Below are 16,431 nucleotides of genomic sequence, written 5' to 3'. Positions count from 1 at the left end.
AAGATGCCCGCCAGAACAGAGCGCCGCATGCGCCGGACAGGCAGCCACAGCGGCTACGGAGGAAACAGATGACGGGCACCTTGGGCGCTGCCGCTGCAGGCCACGCCACCACGCGCTTTTCGGATCAGCTGGTCCAAGCCGCAGGTGAGAACTGGACTGCTGCCACGGAGCATCCCTTCACCCATGCCATCGGCAGCGGCACCATGCCGCGTGAAGCCTATGTGCGCTATCTCATCGAAGACTATACGTTCATCACGGATCTGGCCTCTGTAATCGGCTATCTGGTGGCCAAGGCCCCGGACATGGCCGCCAAGCGCCCACTCGCGGCGTTTCTGGCGCTGCTGACGTCAAACGAGAACGACTATTTCATCCGCTCCTTTGCGGCGCTTGATGTGGCGCCTGAGATCTATCTTCAGGCGGCCCAGGGCCCCGTGACCCGCGCCTTCGCCAGCCTGCTGCTGGAGGCCGCTGAAGCAAGCTACGAGGAAGGGCTTGCGTGCCTCCTCTGCGCCGAATGGGTCTATCTGACCTGGGGCGAACGCGAAGCCCGCAAGCCGCGCCCTGCCGCCTTCTGGCTGGCCGAATGGATCGACCTGCACGCCGGCTCCGGCTTCGAGGGCTTCGTCTCGTTTCTGCGCAACGAAATGGACCGGACCGCTTCCCGCCTCACGGAAAAAGCGAGAAACCGGGCCACGGAGCGTTTTGTGCACATGTGCGCACTGGAAAAATCCTTCTTCGACGCCGCCTGGAACGGCCCAGCAGGAGTGGCCCAACCGGCCTGACCCCGACCATCATGCCCATCTATGAAATCGCCGCGCTCGCGGCGGCGGCCCTCTGGGCTTACGGCGGCATCATCTCCGCCACCCCCTCGTCCCATCTGGGTGCAATTGCCTTCAACCGGCTGCGCATGCTGATGGTCTTTGCCATGCTGGCCACTGCGGTAACTGTCGGACCTGGATGGGCGTCACTTGGCTACGAGCATATGGGCGCGCTGGTGCTTTCCGGCCTCATCGGCATTTTCATCGGCGATACGGCCCTGTTCCTGACGCTGAACCGCATGGGCCCGCGCCGCACCGCCATGCTGTTCTCGCTGAACGCGCCCATGTCTGCCGTTCTGGGATGGCTGGTTCTGGGCGAAGCACTGAGCGGGCAAGGGCTGGCCGGTGTCGTCATCTGCTTTGCCGGGGTGATGCTCTCGATCGCCTTCGGCAAGCGCCGCTCGCAGCTCCACACATGGGAGAGCATCAAGGGGCCTCTATGGATCGGCCTTCTCCTGGGGCTGGCTGCCGCCCTGTCGCAATCCGTTGGCTCCCTCATTGCCCGTCCGGTCATGGAAACCGGCGTTGATCCGGTTGTGGCTTCTGCCGTACGCATCGGCACCGCCGCGCTTGGCCTCGTCTGCCTGGGCGCCCTGCCCCTTTCCTATCTGAAGCCGGCGAACCCGCTCAATCTCAGGATTGCGGGCTGGACGGCCCTGTCCGGTTTCATCGGCATGGGTGTAGGCATGACGCTGGTGCTGTTTGCGCTTTCCGGCGGCAAGGTTGGCATCATCTCCACCCTGTCCGCCACAACGCCCGCCCTGCAGCTGCCGCTCCTGTGGTGGCGCACCGGCGAAATGCCCGCCCCCGGCGCCTGGATCGGCGCCGCACTGGTCGTCTTAGGCTGCGGACTGATGTTCGGGGTCTAGCCCCTCAGGCCGCCCGTTCCCCCTGCTCACCGGCGATACGCACCACATCGGCCATGATGCCGGTGAGCTGGAAGTCCTTCGGAGTATAGACCGCAGCAACACCCATGGCCTTCAGCGTCCGGGCGTCCTCGTCCGGAATAATGCCGCCGACAACGACCGGGACATCATCAATGCCTGCTGCCCTCAGCCGCTCCATCACGTCGCGCACCAGCGCCAGATGGGAGCCGGAGAGGATCGACAGGCCGATGACATGCACGCTCTCCTCCAACGCTGCGTTGACGATCTGCGCCGGGGTAAGCCGGATGCCCTCGTAGACGACTTCCATCCCGCAGTCGCGGGCGCGCACGGCAATCTGCTCCGCGCCGTTGGAATGACCATCGAGGCCCGGTTTGCCGACAAGGAACTTCAGCCGGCGGCCCAGCTTGCGCGAGACAGCTTCAACGCTTTCACGCACCGCTGCCACATCGCCCGCATCGTCCCGTGCGGCGCGGCCAACGCCGGTGGGGGCGCGGTATTCGCCAAAGACTTCGCGCAGAGCGGCGCCCCATTCACCGGTCGTGACGCCCGCCTTCGCCGCAGCAATCGAAGGCTCCATGATGTTGCGCCCTTCGCGTGCAGCTGCCTTCAGCTCTGCGATCGCCGCATCCGCTGCGGCCCCGTCACGGGCAGCCCGCCAGGCCTTGATGCGTTCGATGGCCTCATCTTCCACATGCGCTGAAACGGTCAAAATGCCGCCATCCTCCCCCGCAGCCAGTGGCGAGGGCTCGCTCTCGGTCCAGCGGTTGACGCCGACGACGATCTGATCGCCACTTTCGATGCCCGCAAGGCGGCGGCTGTTTGCCTCCACCAGCTGCTGCTTCATGTAGCTGGTCTCGACGGCAGCAACCGCCCCGCCCATGGCATCAATACGGGCCAGTTCCGCCCGCGCTTCGGCCTTCAGCTCTTCCACTCTTGCGGTGATGACGGAGGAACCGTCGAAGATATCGTCATAGTCGAGCAGGTCGGTCTCATAGGCGAGGATCTGCTGCATGCGCAGGGACCATTGCTGATCGAACGGCCGGGGCAGGCCCAGCGCCTCGTTCCAGGCTGGAAGCTGCACGGCACGGGCGCGGGCATTCTTCGACAGCACCACGGCCAGCATCTCGATGAGAATACGGTAGACGTTGTTCTCCGGTTGCGGTTCGGTCAGGCCCAGCGAGTTCACCTGCACCCCATAGCGGAAACGCCGGTAGCGCGGATCGGCAATGCCATAACGGTCGCGGCAAATCTCGTCCCACAATTCGGTGAAGGCGCGCATCTTGCACATCTCGGTGATGAAGCGCATGCCCGCATTGACGAAGAAAGAGATGCGACCCACCGCCTGCGGAAACTCAGCCTCCGGAATGGCCCCGCTCGCCTTCATGCCATCAAGAATGGCAATCGCCGTCGCCAGCGCAAAGGACAGCTCCTGCACCGGCGTCGCTCCCGCCTCCTGCAGATGGTAGGAGCAGACATTCATCGGATTCCACTTCGGCATCTCGCTGTAGGTCCAGGCAATCACATCTGTGGTGAGCCGCAGCGAAGGCGCAGGCGGGAAAACGTAAGTGCCGCGAGAGAGATATTCCTTGATGATGTCGTTCTGGGTGGTGCCAGCCAAGCGCTTGCGGTCCGCGCCCTGTTCATCTGCAGCAGCCACGTAAAGTGCCAGCAGCCAGGGTGCTGTGGCGTTGATCGTCATGGACGTATTCATCCGCTCCAGCGGAATGTCCTGGAACAGGGTGCGCATATCGCCCAGATGCGCCACCGGCACCCCCACCTTGCCAACCTCGCCCCGTGACAGAAGGTCATCGGGGTCATAACCGGTCTGTGTCGGCAGATCGAAGGCGATGGAAAGGCCCGTCTGGCCCTTCGCCAGATTGGCCCGGTAAAGCCGGTTGGAGTCCGCGGCCGTGGAATGGCCCGCATAGGTGCGGAAGATCCAGGGCTCATCCCGCTTCCGCTCACCCTCGCCCGTCATCTTGTCATCACTCATGCGGAAACCCTCCACCCGGCCTGCAGGCCGCCATCCATGCCATGACGATAAGGCCTCAGCGGCACCGGATAAATTCGCCAATAGTCGCCCTGCTGCGGTGCGGTAAATTAAACGCCGTAGACCAAACAGAAAACCAAAATTGCATGAAAAACAATATCTTACGCAAGGTAAAATAGCAAAAAATTAACCCGCAACCACAGACAAGAAAGCTAGAAGAAATCACTGGGTGGAAACATGAGACTGTCATTTATACTTAGGTCTGTTGTCGGCACTCTCGCCGTAACAGGATGTGCGATCGCAGGCTGGATCAGTCTGGAGTCAAAAGCAAAGCTGGATAAGTATACTCTGGCAGACGCGCGCGTCAGGGCCATGCAGGCCTTGTCCGACATCCCCGCAAATGCCAACGCAGAGCGGGGCCTCATCACCCTTCTTCTGGATTCCGAAAATGCGGCCGAGCGCTCGCGCGGGGCCGACATCACCAAGAGCCGCCAGCCAACCGACGCTGCCTTTACAAAGGCTCTGGCTGCAGCATCTGAATTGGCAGACCTAGAGACTGAAAGCGCCTCAGTCGCTGACACCGTTACCGCGAGCCAGAATTCCTGGCAGCAGCTGCGCGCGGCCAATGACCGGCTGGTGTTCTCCGCTCCTCTCGAGCAACGGCGCAAGGCTTCTCAGGAGACATTTGCCGCCTCTGCAAAGATGAACAACACGATTCTCGGCACGATCGACCGCGAGATGGAAATTCTCGCCGAAGTTGATGGTGTTGCACTCAACTACAGCAAGCTGGCCCGCACCGTGTGGCAGCTGCGGGATACCGGCGGACGTCAAGCCGGCATGATGCAGGGCTTCGTCGTCAGCGGAAAGGCACTCACGCCGGAACAGCTTGAGACTTTTACCCGCCTCGATGGCGAAGTCCGCCAGATCTGGGGTGAGATCGCCAAGGAGGCGGCAAAGCCGGGAGCCAATCCGGCGGTGGCCGCAGCCATCGCAGGTGCCAAGGCGAACTACGTGGATGCCTTTGCCTCTCTGAAGACTGATGTGCAGCCAGGCTTTGCAACGGGGCAGTTCAGCATCGACGGCGATGCCTACCGCAAGCGTGGCGTCGCACTGTGGCCAGCCGTTCTGGCCATGCGTGACGCCGCCTTCGAGGCGGCTCTGCAGCGCATTGAAACCCTGCGGGCAGAAGCTGCAAGCAGCCTTTACTCGACCCTGGCGCTCATGGCCTTCGTCCTCCTGACGGCTGCAGCCGCCTTCTGGGTCATTGCAGCCAAGGTCATCCGCCCGATGACCGCAATGACCGGCGCCATGGGGCAGATTGCCCACGGTAACCTCGACATTCCGATCCCCAGTTCCGGCCGTGAGGACGAGATTGGCGAAATGGCCGAGGCCGTGACCATCTTCCGCGACAACGCAATCCAGATCCGCAACGCGGAACAGGAAAAGGAAGAGATGAAGGCCCGGGCTGAAGCAATGCGGCGTCAGGAACTCGATGCACTCGCCTCCAGCTTCGAGGCTGACGTGATGGACGTAGCCCGTGCCCTTGCAGACGCGGCACTCAATCTGGAGCGTAATGCCGGACAGATGGGCACGCAGGCCGAGCGCACGTCCAGCCGCGCCGGAGCCGTGGCCGCAGCGTCCGAACAGGCCTCTGCCAACGTCCGCACTGTGGCCGCAGCAACCGAAGAAATGTCGAACTCGACCCGCGAGATCAGCCGTCAGGTTCAGGTATCGGCGGAGATCACCGTCAAGGCCAACACCGAGGCGACCCGGGCGGGTACGATGGCGGAAGGCCTTGCCCAGTCCGCCCAGAAGATTGGAGAGATCGTCAATCTCATCAATCAGATTGCAGGCCAGACAAACCTCCTCGCCCTCAATGCTACCATTGAGGCAGCACGGGCAGGAGAGGCCGGACGGGGCTTTGCCGTGGTGGCAACGGAAGTGAAGGAACTCGCAGCCCAGACCGCAAAAGCGACAGAAGAAATCGCCTCACTGGTCTCCGACGTTCAGTCGGGCACCTCGAATGTGGTGGGTGCCATTCAGGGCATCCGCTCGGTCGTGGGCGAGATTTCCGACATTGCCGGCATGATCTCTGGCTCCATCGACGAGCAATACAAGGCCACCACCGAAATCCTGCACAATGTCGAGGAAGCTGCGACCGGCACCGTGGAGGTTTCGCGCAACATCACCGACGTGAACGAGGCTGCAGAACAGACCGGCCACATCGCCCGCGACGTTGTCAGCGCCTCCAACGGCATCTCCAGCCAGGCCGAGGAACTGAAGGGCAAGGTGGAAGGCTTCGTCCGCCGCGTCCGCGCTGGCTAAGCCCCGCAAAAGCCACAAGACAAGGACAGCCCCGCGCGGGGCTGTCTTCATTTGAGCGCCGGGTAAAATGCCGGTCTTGCGTCTGCAATGACTGGCAAAGGGCAGCATGAGCCCCTATGTTGGGCCCATTGTCCGGGAGAATGTCCCGGAATGGCGGCCCGCTCCGGACATGGCATGACACTGGCACATAGCAGACAGGATGTAAAAGACAGGACCGCAGGCGCATTCCGCCTCGCGCCGGTTCTGTTCAAACTCCTTCTGCTGGCTTTTCTGGCCACGCTGCAATGGACGGCGCTGCCGGGGCAAATCTCCCGGCTGGATCTGCAAAGGGCCGAGGCCGGGCTTGCCAGCGCCGGACAGGCCGCGCAAGCTGCCCAGCGCGCCAGAGACGCCTGGCGCAATGCAACGGCAGAATGGCGCAAGTCCGGGTCTGACCGTCATCTCTCCACGCCTCCGCAAGGGGCTGATCCGGCTGGTCTTGCCCCCTCGGGCACGGAGAACCTTCCGCAGGCCGGACGGCTGGCGCAGGCAGCGGTTTCTCCTGCCCTGCCCACACTTGCGCTGCCGCGCGATTTTGATGCCCGAGCCCCACCTGCTGCGGCCTGACGGGCTCCGAGACCAAACCTCCATGAGCTTGACTCATACAGGTTTGGCTAAGCCCTTGCGGCATCTGAGCATTTTCAAGGCGTGATGCGCTAGCATCTCAGCGCCTTGGTACGATGCCCTTTCTGACCTGACTCCCCCTGTTTTTCTCCACGGCTGACGCTCGCGCAGGACTGGCTCCGCGCGGCCGTACCGTTCCATGGATCATCACACCATGCGCAAATCACGCTGGGTGCTTGCAGCCTATCTGGCTGTCATCATCTTCGGGCTGCTGGCGGCATTGCCCAATTTTCTGTCCCCCTCACAACTGGCCAGCCTGCCCGGCTGGATGCCCAAACAGCCCGTCACCCTGGGCCTCGATCTTCGCGGCGGATCACACCTCGTGCTGGAAACGGACACCAAGGCTCTGCTGAAGGACCGGATCGACGACCTGCAGCGGCAGGCCCGTCAGACCTTGACAGGAGCTGGCATTGGCACGGCTTCGATCCGCACGATGGATGGCACCATCACCATTTCTCTCAAGGATGAAGGGCAGACGGACGCCGCCCAGGAAGCGCTGCGCCCCTTGATCAACACCGCAGGCGGATTGATGCCCGGCATGGGCGGAGCACCGGACATGACCATCACCCGCACGGGCAGGGGCACCGGCACGCTGGAGATGAAGCTGACGGAAGAAGGCATCCGCGACCGCATCAGTGCAGCCGTTGCCCAGAGCCTCGAAATCATCCGCATGCGCATAGATCAGGCGGGTGTCGCAGAACCTGTGATCCAGCGGGTGGGCGGTGACCGCATCATGGTGCAGTTGCCCGGCGTGCAGGATCCGGCCCGCATCCGCGAGCTTCTGGGCAGCACGGCCAAACTCTCCTTTCATATGCTGGCAGATGCCGCACCGGGCGCACGCCTGCCGGCCGGCGCCAGCCTGCTCCCCGCAGTCAAAGGCGCGACGCGATATCCGGTCGAAAACCGTGTGGCGCTGTCGGGCGAACGGCTGGCCGATGCAAGGGCAGGATTTGATCCGCAGACCAGTGCCCCGCTGGTGCTGTTCCGCTTCGACAGCAGCGGCGCACGGCAGTTTGCCGAGATCACCAAGACCAACACCGGCAAGCCTTTTGCCATCGTGCTGGATGGCAAGGTCTTGAGCGCACCGGTTATCCAGCAGCCGATCACCGGCGGCTCGGGCCAGATCAGCGGCAATTTCACCATCGCGGAAGCCGCAGACCTTGCCGCCCTGCTGCGTGCAGGCGCCCTGCCTGCCCCGCTCACCGTCATCGAGGAGCGGACCGTGGGGGCAGATCTGGGAGCGGATGCCATTGCGAGGGGCGTTGAAACCGGCATCGCCGGGTTCGGCCTGGTGTTTGCCTTCATGATGGTGCTCTACGGCCGCTGGGGCCTTGTCGCCAATTTCGCACTGGCGCTGAACGTGCTGCTGACGCTGGGCGCCCTCAGCATGATGGGCGCGACGCTGACGCTGCCCGGCATTGCCGGAATTGTGCTCGGCATCGGCCTTGCGGTGGATGCCAATGTGCTGATCAACGAGCGCATCCGTGAGGAGACGCGCAAGGGGCTCAGTGCCCATGCGGCACTCGATGCCGGCTTCAAGCGCGCCTATGCCACGATTGTGGATTCCAACGTCACGGCGCTGATTGCCACGGTCCTGCTGTTCTGGTTCGGCACCGGCCCGGTACGCGGCTTTGCCGTAACCATGGGCCTCGGCATCGCCATTTCCATGTTCACCGCCGTGTCGATCGTCCGGGTCATCATGACGGCAATCATCCGCAGGTGGCGGCTGAAGAAGCTGGTGATCGAGCCACCCTTCGGCTTCCGCCTGATTCCTGACGGCACCAGCATCCGCTTCATGCGCGGGCGTTTCATCGGCATTGGCATGTCCATCTTCCTGTCGCTTGCGTCAGTGGTTCTGCTGATCAAGCCGGGCCTCAACCTCGGCGTGGACTTCCGGGGCGGCATCCAGATGGAGGTGACAACGCAAGGGCCCGCCGATCTTGCCAGCCTGCGCAGCGGACTAGGCGGGCTCGGCCTTGGCGACATCGCCCTGCAGCAATTCGGCGATCCCACTCACGTGCTGCTGCGGGCCGAGCGCCAGCCGGGCGGCGAGGAGGCACAGACGGCAGCTGTCAACACCATCCGAAGCCACCTTGCACAAATCGCACCCGGCTCTCAGATCGAACGTACGGAGGTGGTCGGGCCGAAGGTCAGCGGCGAACTGGCGGCTGCGGGCATCCTTGCCGTCGTTCTAGCAAGCCTTGCCATGCTGTTCTACATCTGGGTCCGCTTTGAATGGCCTTTTGCAGTGGGCGCCATCGCCACTCTGGTGCTGGACGTGACCAAGACGGCCGGCTTCTTCGCGCTCACCGGTCTCGACTTCAACCTCACGGCCATTGCCGCACTGCTGACGCTCGTCGGCTACTCAGTCAACGACAAGGTGGTGGTCTATGACCGCATGCGTGAGAACATGCGCCTCTACAAACAGATGCCGCTGCGGGAGATGATCGACAAGTCGATCAACGAAACTCTCGGCCGCAGCCTCTACACCTCGATCACCGCCTTTCTGGCCATGCTGCCCATGGCGATCTGGGGTGGCAGCGCAGTAGAGAGCTTCGCCGTGCCGATGGTGTTCGGCATCGTGGTGGCGGCCAGCTCGTCGGTGTTCATTGCCGCACCGATCCTCCTGTTCCTTGGCGACTGGCGCAAACGCCGCCAGAAAAAGGCAGGGGCACTGCCTGTCGAACCGGCGGCGCAAGCCTGAACGCATAAAAACAGCATGCCCCGCCGTATTTTGCCGGCGGGGCACTTGCACCGCACGGACAAACTCAATCAAAAATAAAGTTCCAGAAGGATAACAGCCCTATGCCCCATGACACGCCGCTGATTGCCACCATCGTTGCCGGACTTGGCATCGCTTTCATCCTGGGGGCAATCGCCAACCGCTTCAAACTGCCGCCGCTGGCGGGCTACTTGATCGCGGGCGTGCTGGTGGGGCCACACACACCGGGCTTCGTCGCCGACCAGAACCTTGCCCCCGAACTTGCGGAAATCGGCGTCATCCTGCTGATGTTCGGCGTCGGCCTGCATTTCTCGCTGAAGGATCTTCTGTCGGTGCGGGCAATTGCCATACCGGGCGCATTGGTGCAGATTCTCGCCGCCACGCTGATGGGCGCAGGCCTGACCTGGATGATGGACTGGCCGCTGCGCTCCGGGCTCGTCTTTGGCCTTGCCCTGTCTGTTGCCAGCACCGTGGTGCTGCTGCGTGCACTTCAGGAGCGCCGCCTCGTTGCAACCGAACAGGGACGCATCGCGGTCGGCTGGCTGATCGTCGAAGATCTGGCCATGGTGCTGGCACTCGTCATCCTGCCCGCAATTGCCAGCGTCATCGGCGGGGAAAGCACCATCGCTCCGGACCCGCTCGCCGCCCGTTTCGGCCTTGGCATCTGGGGCGTCCTGGGGCTGACGCTGGTCAAGGTCGCCGCCTTTGTGGCGCTGATGCTGATCATCGGGCGGCGGATCATCCCCTGGGTCCTGCACTACATTGCCCATACCGGATCACGCGAGCTGTTCCGCCTTGCGGTGCTCTCCATTGCTCTGGGAGTTGCCTTCGGCGCGGCAAAGCTCTTCGGTGTGTCGCTTGCGCTGGGAGCCTTCTTTGCCGGCATGATCCTGAGCGAATCCGAGCTCAGCCACCGGGCTGCCGAGGAATCCCTGCCGCTGCGCGATGCTTTCGCCGTGCTCTTCTTCGTGTCGGTCGGCATGCTGTTCGATCCAGCCAGCATCATCCGTGACCCGCTGCCAGTCCTGGGAGTCGTCTTCATCATCGTCGTCGGCAAGTCTGCAGCAGCTTTTCTCATTGTCCGTCTCTTCGGCCATTCGCGTGAGACGGCGCTGACCATTGCTGCAAGCCTGGCCCAGATCGGTGAGTTCTCGTTCATTCTCGCTGAACTTGGCGGCAAGCTGAACCTTCTGCCGGACCAGGGCCGCGATCTGATCCTTGCCGGTGCGATTCTCTCGATCCTGCTTAATCCGCTGTTCTTCGCCGCGATTGACTGGCTGAAGCCCAAGGCGGAAGCACATGAGGATGCCGCCGGCACACCGGTGGCCCAAGCTTCGGAAAAACAGGTGAAGCCCCTGTAACGCAGGCGACCAGCCAGACCGGCCACACAGTCCTCGTCGGCTTTGGCCGGGTCGGCGGCCTGGCCGGGCGGGAGTTGCACGCCGCAGGCGAGCCCCTGCTGGTGATCGAGGATGCAGACAAATCCTTGAGCGCGCTGGAGGAGGCCGGCATCGAAGTGATCGTGGGCAATGGCGTCCGCCAGGATGTGTTGCAGGCAGCAAATATCGCCGAAGCACGGCGGCTGATCATTGCCATTCCCAACGCCTTCGAGGCGGGGCAGATCGTCATGCAGGCCAAGGCCGCCAATCCGGAGATAGAGATCATCGCCCGTGCCCATTTCGATGCGGAAGTGGACCATCTGACCGGCCTTGGTGTCGGCACGATCATCATGGGAGAGCGTGAGATTGCCCGCGCCATCGTGGAGAAGGTGACCGGAGCGCGCCCGCTCACCTGACCTGCCCTCCCCCGGCGCTGCACTTCATCTGTGCACCGCAAAACAGGACAGACTGCCGCAACGCAAGTTAAGCAATAGTCGTATAGATCAAACGTCATTTTAGACGGATAGTTGCGCGATAGCGGGTCTTTTGCACCCAATCACTGCTGCGCTGCAATAGTCTCGCGCCGCAGGGAGGCGTGCAGGAGCCGGGGCTGGCAGTTTCACTGCCGGAGTGGAGGAGGACACCCATGGCGACCGTGGCACAGGTAGGATCACAGGCAGCATCGCAGGCAAACGACAATCTGACGAAGGGGGACGCGCCCTTGAAGGACCTCTACGAAATCGGCGAAATCCCCCGCTCGGCCATGTGCCGGAGAAGATGTATGCCTGGGCGATCCGGCAGGACCGGCACGGCCCGCCAGAAGAAGCCATGAAGCTGGAAGTGGTGCCGACCTGGACGCTCGACAGCCACGAGGTTCTGGTTCTCGTCATGGCCGCTGGCGTCAACTACAACGGCATCTGGGCCGCGCTTGGTGAGCCCATCTCCGTCTTCGGCAGCCACAAGAGCGCCTATCATATCGCAGGTTCCGATGCCTCGGGCATTGTCTGGGCCGTTGGCTCCAAGGTGAAGCGCTGGAAGGTGGGCGATGAAGTCGTCATCCATTGCAACCAGGATGACGGCGACGACGAGGAGTGCAACGGCGGCGACCCGATGTTCTCGCCCACCCAGCGGATCTGGGGCTACGAGACGCCGGATGGCTCCTTTGCCCAGTTCGCCCGCGTCCAGTCGCAGCAGCTGATGCCCCGCCCCAAGCATTTGACCTGGGAAGAAGCGGCTTGCTACACGCTGACGCTGGCGACCGCCTACCGCATGCTGTTCGGCCATGCACCGCATCAGCTGCGGCCCGGCCAGAACGTGCTCGTCTGGGGCGCCTCCGGTGGCCTTGGGGTCTTCGGCGTGCAGCTGGCTGCGGCCGCCGGAGCCAATGCCATCGGCGTCATCTCGGATGAGGACAAGCGCGACTATGTCATGTCGCTGGGCGCCAAGGGCGTGATCAACCGCAAGGATTTCAACTGCTGGGGCCAGCTTCCCAAGGTCAATTCACCCGAGTTCAACACCTGGACGCAGGAAGCGCGCAAGTTCGGCAAGGCCATCTGGGACATCACCGGCAAGGGCAATGACGTGGACATGGTGTTCGAGCATCCCGGCGAGCAGACTTTCCCGGTCTCGGCCCTTGTCGTGAAGCGCGGCGGCATGGTGGTGTTCTGCGCGGGCACGACCGGCTTCAACATCACCTTCGATGCCCGTTACGTCTGGATGCGGCAGAAGCGCATTCAAGGCTCGCACTTTGCCCATCTGAAGCAGGCGTCCGAAGCGAACAAATTCGTCATCGACCGGCGTATCGATCCGTGCATGTCGGAGGTATTCGGCTGGGACCAGATTCCCAAGGCCCACACCAAGATGTGGAAGAACCAGCATGCACCGGGCAACATGGCCGTTCTGGTCAACTCGCCCGTTCCGGGCCTGCGGACCTTTGAAGATGTGCTGGAGGCAGGCAAGCGCTGAAGGTGGTCAGCAGTGAGCGGGCGGCCTTCCGGCGGCCCGCATCACGTCATGGCAAACATGCGCACCTGCTTGGAGAAGCGCGAATGACGCAGGCCGAAGAGGTGGTGCAGGATGCTGTCCACGTCGGCCGGATAGAAGGGCTTGCGCAGGAAAGCACGGGCCTGCACCTTCTCGGCAGCTGAATCCAGCGTGTCGTTGTATTCGGTTGACATCAGGATCACATCAGACCCGCGCGCCACAGTCGACAACCGCTCCGCCAGTTCCAGACCTGTCATGTTCGGCATGTTGAAGTCGGTGAAGATCACCCGGTAGGGTTTTTCGCTGACCAGTTTGATGGCAGCCGCGCCGTCCCCTGCTTCCACGATGTTCAGCTTGAAGATCGACCGCTCAAGCACCTTCCGCACGATCTTGCGCACCGTGGTCGAGTCGTCGACGATCAGAACGTCAAAGGGCGTGCTGATGGCCTGAAAGACATCAAGGATATGCTTGACCTGTGCGGCGGTGAAAGGCTTTGCCAGAAAGTCATAGGCACCGAAGTTCTTGAGTTTCGACTCTGCCGCCTCATCAAGACCGTCAGACATGGAAACGGCGAAAGTTTTGGATCCCATGACCTGAATGGCTGCCATGACTTCAACGCCATTCAACTGCGGCATGTTGATGTCAAGGAAGGCAATCTGGAATGCGTTCTTGCTAAGTAGCTCGACCGCCTCCTTTCCATCGGCAGCTGCGGTGATGGCGACGTCGTAACCTGAATACTGCAACGCACGCTCAATAAATTTGCGCACAGTTGCACTGTCATCCGCAACCAACACCTTTATTGGTTCTTCAGCTGGAGATCCCAAGAAGCTGCCCCGCAATTGCCTAAAGTCTGGATGTACCTGCCGGTCTTTGTCTGCTGCCAGCATTCGCCGAATTTAGTACACATGATTTGCTTAATTTTCCGGAACCTTCCAGCGGAATATGGCTCCATTCCCGGCAAGGATCGGAAAAAATGACAGTATCGCAACCCAGGATACATTTGCCTTGGGAATTCCACGCGCCGTCTATCGCTCAGCGCCGGATTTCCGGCCTAATGTGCACATACGATTCGGCGGGTTGCGGGGCGACCGGACAAGAGGCGGCAAAGACATGCACTTTGATGAGGAAGCAATCGCTTCCAGGCGCGAGATCCTGACAGGGTCCATGATTTTGGGTGGCGCTCTGCTGCTGGCAGGATGCCAAAGCAGGACACCTGCTGACGTTCCGCCCTACTACAGGGATCTGGCACGGGCAAACGCAGTTGTCGATCAGGCGACAGCCCAGCAGATGATCTCCCAGTACCGGGAAAACAACGGGCGCAGCCGCGTTGTGGCAGACCCGGCCCTGATTTCCCTCGCCCAGCAGCAGGCAAGGGTCATTGCCGCAGCCGATGATATCCGCGCCTCGCTCTCCCCGCAGAACCAGCTGAAGAACAGGCTGGATGCCATCGGCGAGACCAAGTCCTATGGCGTAGAGAACGTCAGCGCCGGTTACCGGACGCTCGCCGAGGCCTTCTCCGGCTGGCGCGAGTCGCCGACCCATAACAAGGTGATGCTGGATGAGCGCGTGACCCGGATGGGCATTGCCACGGCCTACAGCCCCTCCTCCAAGTACAAGGTATTCTGGAGCCTCGTTCTGGTCTCACCCAGAGGGTGATCCCAGGCCAGCGGAAAACAGAAGGGCAGGCGGCGGATTTCCCGCCCCTGCCCTTTCCCGTTATCCGTCCGCAGCCTCAGCCTTGTGCGGGTTCAATGATCTCGTAGCCGGCGCAGGTTTCAAACCGCTCTGTCTCCGGGTCCATCACCCGCAGCTCGCCGCTGCCGATATCGAACCAGGCGCCGTGAACCTTGAGAGTGCCTTCGTTGCAGGCCTGATCGACGAAGGGGAAGGTGCGCAGGTTCTTCAGAGACTGACGCACACCGGCATATTCCATCGCCAGCTGCGGATCATCCAGCCGGTCGACCGGCATGCAGGCCATGGCAATGGCAGCCGGTTCCAGCAGCTTGATCCAGCGGCCGATGAACTCGCCCGTCGCCAGAGGTGCATTTGCATTCTGCCGGAACGCCTGCACACCACCGCACTTGGCATGGCCCATGATGACGATATGCTGCACCTTCAGCACGCGCACGGCATATTCCAGAGCGGCGCTGGTGCCGTGCTGGCCTTCGGTCTGCTCGAAAGGCGGCACCAGATTGGCGACGTTGCGCACCACGAAGAGCTCGCCGGGACCGGCATGGAAGACACCTTCCGGCGTCACCCGGCTGTCACAGCAGGAAATGACCAGAACCTCGGGCTTCTGGCCATAGATCGCCAGCTGCTCCTGCTGCTCGCGGAAGCGGACGTAGCCCTTCTGGAGATAGCGGCCATAGCCATCAATCAGGTCCTGCGGAAACTCGTGTGCCATGTCAGTCATGCTCCTTGCCATCCGGCAGGCCCCAATGTGCGGCGCGGAAGGCGGTTATAAAGGCAGGGCGCGCTGCCGCCAACCCCGCGCCCTTCGTCCGGCGCTCCGGCACCTCTTCCGGCCTTCAACCAAGGTTCCCCTTGCCCCGGAGGCGGGCAGCGGTCTTAATCATCCGCAGATGCAATGATTTGGGAGGCAGGACGTGAGCAAGACCAGCGCGGGCAATTTCTTTGAGGACTTCCGGATCGGTCAGGTGATCCGCCATGCAACCCCGCGCACGGTGACTGCTGGTGATGTGGCGCTCTACACCGCCATCTACGGCCCGCGTTTTGCGGTGCAAAGCTCAAATGCCTTTGCACAGGACCTGGGCTACCCGTCCGCCCCCATCGACGACCTGCTGACTTTCCACATCGTCTTCGGCAAGACGGTGCCGGACATTTCCCTCAATGCAGTGGCAAACCTCGGCTATGCGGGCGGGCGCTTCCTTGCGCCGGTCTACCCCGGCGACACGCTGTCCGCCGTGTCGGAAGTAATCGGCCTCAAGGAAAATTCCAACGGCAAGACCGGTGTCGTCTATGTGCGCTCTACAGGCTACAAGTCTGATGGCACAGAGGTTCTGGACTATGTGCGCTGGGTCATGGTCAACAAGCGCGACCCTGGAAATCCCGCTCCGGCCCCTGTCGTCCCGACCCTGCCGGAGAGCATCGCGCCGGACGCTCTTGGCGATGCTGTGCCTCTGCTCGACACGGCCAAATGGGACAACGACCTGGCCGGCAGCCGCTTCCGCTTTGATGACTATGTGCCCGGCGAGCGCATCGACCATGTGGACGGCATGACGGTGGAAGAGGCTGAGCATCAGATTGCCACCCGGCTTTACCAGAACACCGCCAAGGTGCATTTCAACCAGCACACGGAAGGCAAGGGCCGGTTCGGCAAGCGGCTCATCTACGGCGGCCACGTGATCTCCCTGGCGCGCGCCCTCTCCTTCAATGGGCTGGGCTCAGCCTTCCACATCGCCGCCATCAATGCAGGCCGCCATGTAGCTCCGCTGTTTGCAGGCGATACTGTCTATGCCTGGTCGGAAGTGATCGATGCGGCAACGATCGAAGGCAGGGAAGACGTTGGAGCGCTGCGCCTGCGGCTCGTCGCCACCAGAAACACCCCTTGCGCAGACTTCCCCTATGCCACGGCCGATGGCGTCTATGCGGACAACGTGGTGCTGGACTTCGACTATTGGGCCTTGATGCCGAAGTGACCCCA

10 protein-coding genes and 2 pseudogenes are annotated in these 16,431 nt (G+C 62.3%); 9 read left to right on the top strand and 3 right to left on the bottom strand.

Going from position 1 to position 16,431, the window contains the following annotated elements:
* Window positions 1-68 precede the first annotated feature (68 nt).
* On the top strand, window positions 69-782 hold the full coding sequence (locus ACQB61_RS20670; RefSeq protein ID WP_430514143.1) for a TenA family protein: 714 nt from the start codon (window positions 69-71) through the stop codon (window positions 780-782).
* A gap of 11 nt (window positions 783-793) precedes the next feature.
* Window positions 794-1,687 (top strand): DMT family transporter, encoded by an 894-nt coding sequence (locus ACQB61_RS20665; RefSeq protein WP_430514142.1) that lies wholly within the window; start codon window positions 794-796, stop codon window positions 1,685-1,687.
* A 4-nt stretch (window positions 1,688-1,691) separates the two neighbouring features.
* Here ACQB61_RS20665 and ACQB61_RS20660 read toward each other — a convergent pair whose 3' ends face one another.
* Window positions 1,692-3,698, bottom strand: a complete 2,007-nt coding sequence (locus ACQB61_RS20660) for a methylmalonyl-CoA mutase family protein (protein WP_430514141.1) — start codon at window positions 3,696-3,698, stop codon at window positions 1,692-1,694.
* A 378-nt stretch (window positions 3,699-4,076) separates the two neighbouring features.
* Between ACQB61_RS20660 and ACQB61_RS20655 the strand changes: the two genes are divergently transcribed.
* The 5 genes and pseudogenes from ACQB61_RS20655 to ccrA all read left to right on the top strand — a co-directional run bounded on the left by ACQB61_RS20655 (window position 4,077) and on the right by ccrA (window position 12,749).
* A complete protein-coding gene (locus ACQB61_RS20655) occupies window positions 4,077-6,020 on the top strand; it encodes a methyl-accepting chemotaxis protein (protein ID WP_430514140.1) in 1,944 nt (647 codons plus the stop codon).
* Window positions 6,021-6,194: 174 nt separating this feature from the next.
* Window positions 6,195-6,626, top strand: a complete 432-nt coding sequence (locus ACQB61_RS20650; RefSeq protein ID WP_430514139.1) for a hypothetical protein — start codon at window positions 6,195-6,197, stop codon at window positions 6,624-6,626.
* A gap of 211 nt (window positions 6,627-6,837) precedes the next feature.
* The gene (gene secD / locus ACQB61_RS20645; RefSeq protein ID WP_430514138.1) at window positions 6,838-9,387 is read left to right on the top strand and encodes a protein translocase subunit SecD; all 2,550 of its coding nucleotides are present in this window, start codon (window positions 6,838-6,840) and stop codon (window positions 9,385-9,387) included.
* A gap of 101 nt (window positions 9,388-9,488) precedes the next feature.
* Window positions 9,489-11,200 (top strand): annotated as a pseudogene (gene ybaL / locus ACQB61_RS20640) (YbaL family putative K(+) efflux transporter).
* Between the two features lie 230 nt (window positions 11,201-11,430).
* Window positions 11,431-12,749: pseudogene (gene ccrA, locus ACQB61_RS20635) on the top strand (crotonyl-CoA carboxylase/reductase).
* A 41-nt stretch (window positions 12,750-12,790) separates the two neighbouring features.
* Here the strand turns inward: ccrA and ACQB61_RS20630 are convergent.
* On the bottom strand, window positions 12,791-13,654 hold the full coding sequence (locus ACQB61_RS20630) for a response regulator (protein ID WP_430514137.1): 864 nt from the start codon (window positions 13,652-13,654) through the stop codon (window positions 12,791-12,793).
* Window positions 13,655-13,877: 223 nt separating this feature from the next.
* Here ACQB61_RS20630 and ACQB61_RS20625 point away from each other — a divergent pair, with 223 nt between their 5' ends.
* On the top strand, window positions 13,878-14,423 hold the full coding sequence (locus ACQB61_RS20625) for a CAP domain-containing protein (protein WP_430514136.1): 546 nt from the start codon (window positions 13,878-13,880) through the stop codon (window positions 14,421-14,423).
* Between the two features lie 76 nt (window positions 14,424-14,499).
* Here the strand turns inward: ACQB61_RS20625 and ACQB61_RS20620 are convergent, their stop codons facing one another.
* Window positions 14,500-15,180 (bottom strand): carbonic anhydrase, encoded by a 681-nt coding sequence (locus ACQB61_RS20620; RefSeq protein ID WP_430514135.1) that lies wholly within the window; start codon window positions 15,178-15,180, stop codon window positions 14,500-14,502.
* Between the two features lie 193 nt (window positions 15,181-15,373).
* Here ACQB61_RS20620 and ACQB61_RS20615 point away from each other — a divergent pair, with 193 nt between their 5' ends.
* Complete coding sequence (locus tag ACQB61_RS20615) at window positions 15,374-16,426, top strand: MaoC family dehydratase (protein ID WP_430514134.1); 1,053 nt, start codon at window positions 15,374-15,376, stop codon at window positions 16,424-16,426.
* The last annotated feature ends 5 nt before the right edge of the window (window positions 16,427-16,431 follow it).

Source organism: Pannonibacter phragmitetus, assembly GCF_050510895.1.
GTDB lineage: Bacteria > Pseudomonadota > Alphaproteobacteria > Rhizobiales > Stappiaceae > Pannonibacter > Pannonibacter phragmitetus_B.
The sequence above is the reverse complement of the archived record's forward strand: the minus strand, read 5'-3'. Positions and strand labels throughout refer to the sequence as shown.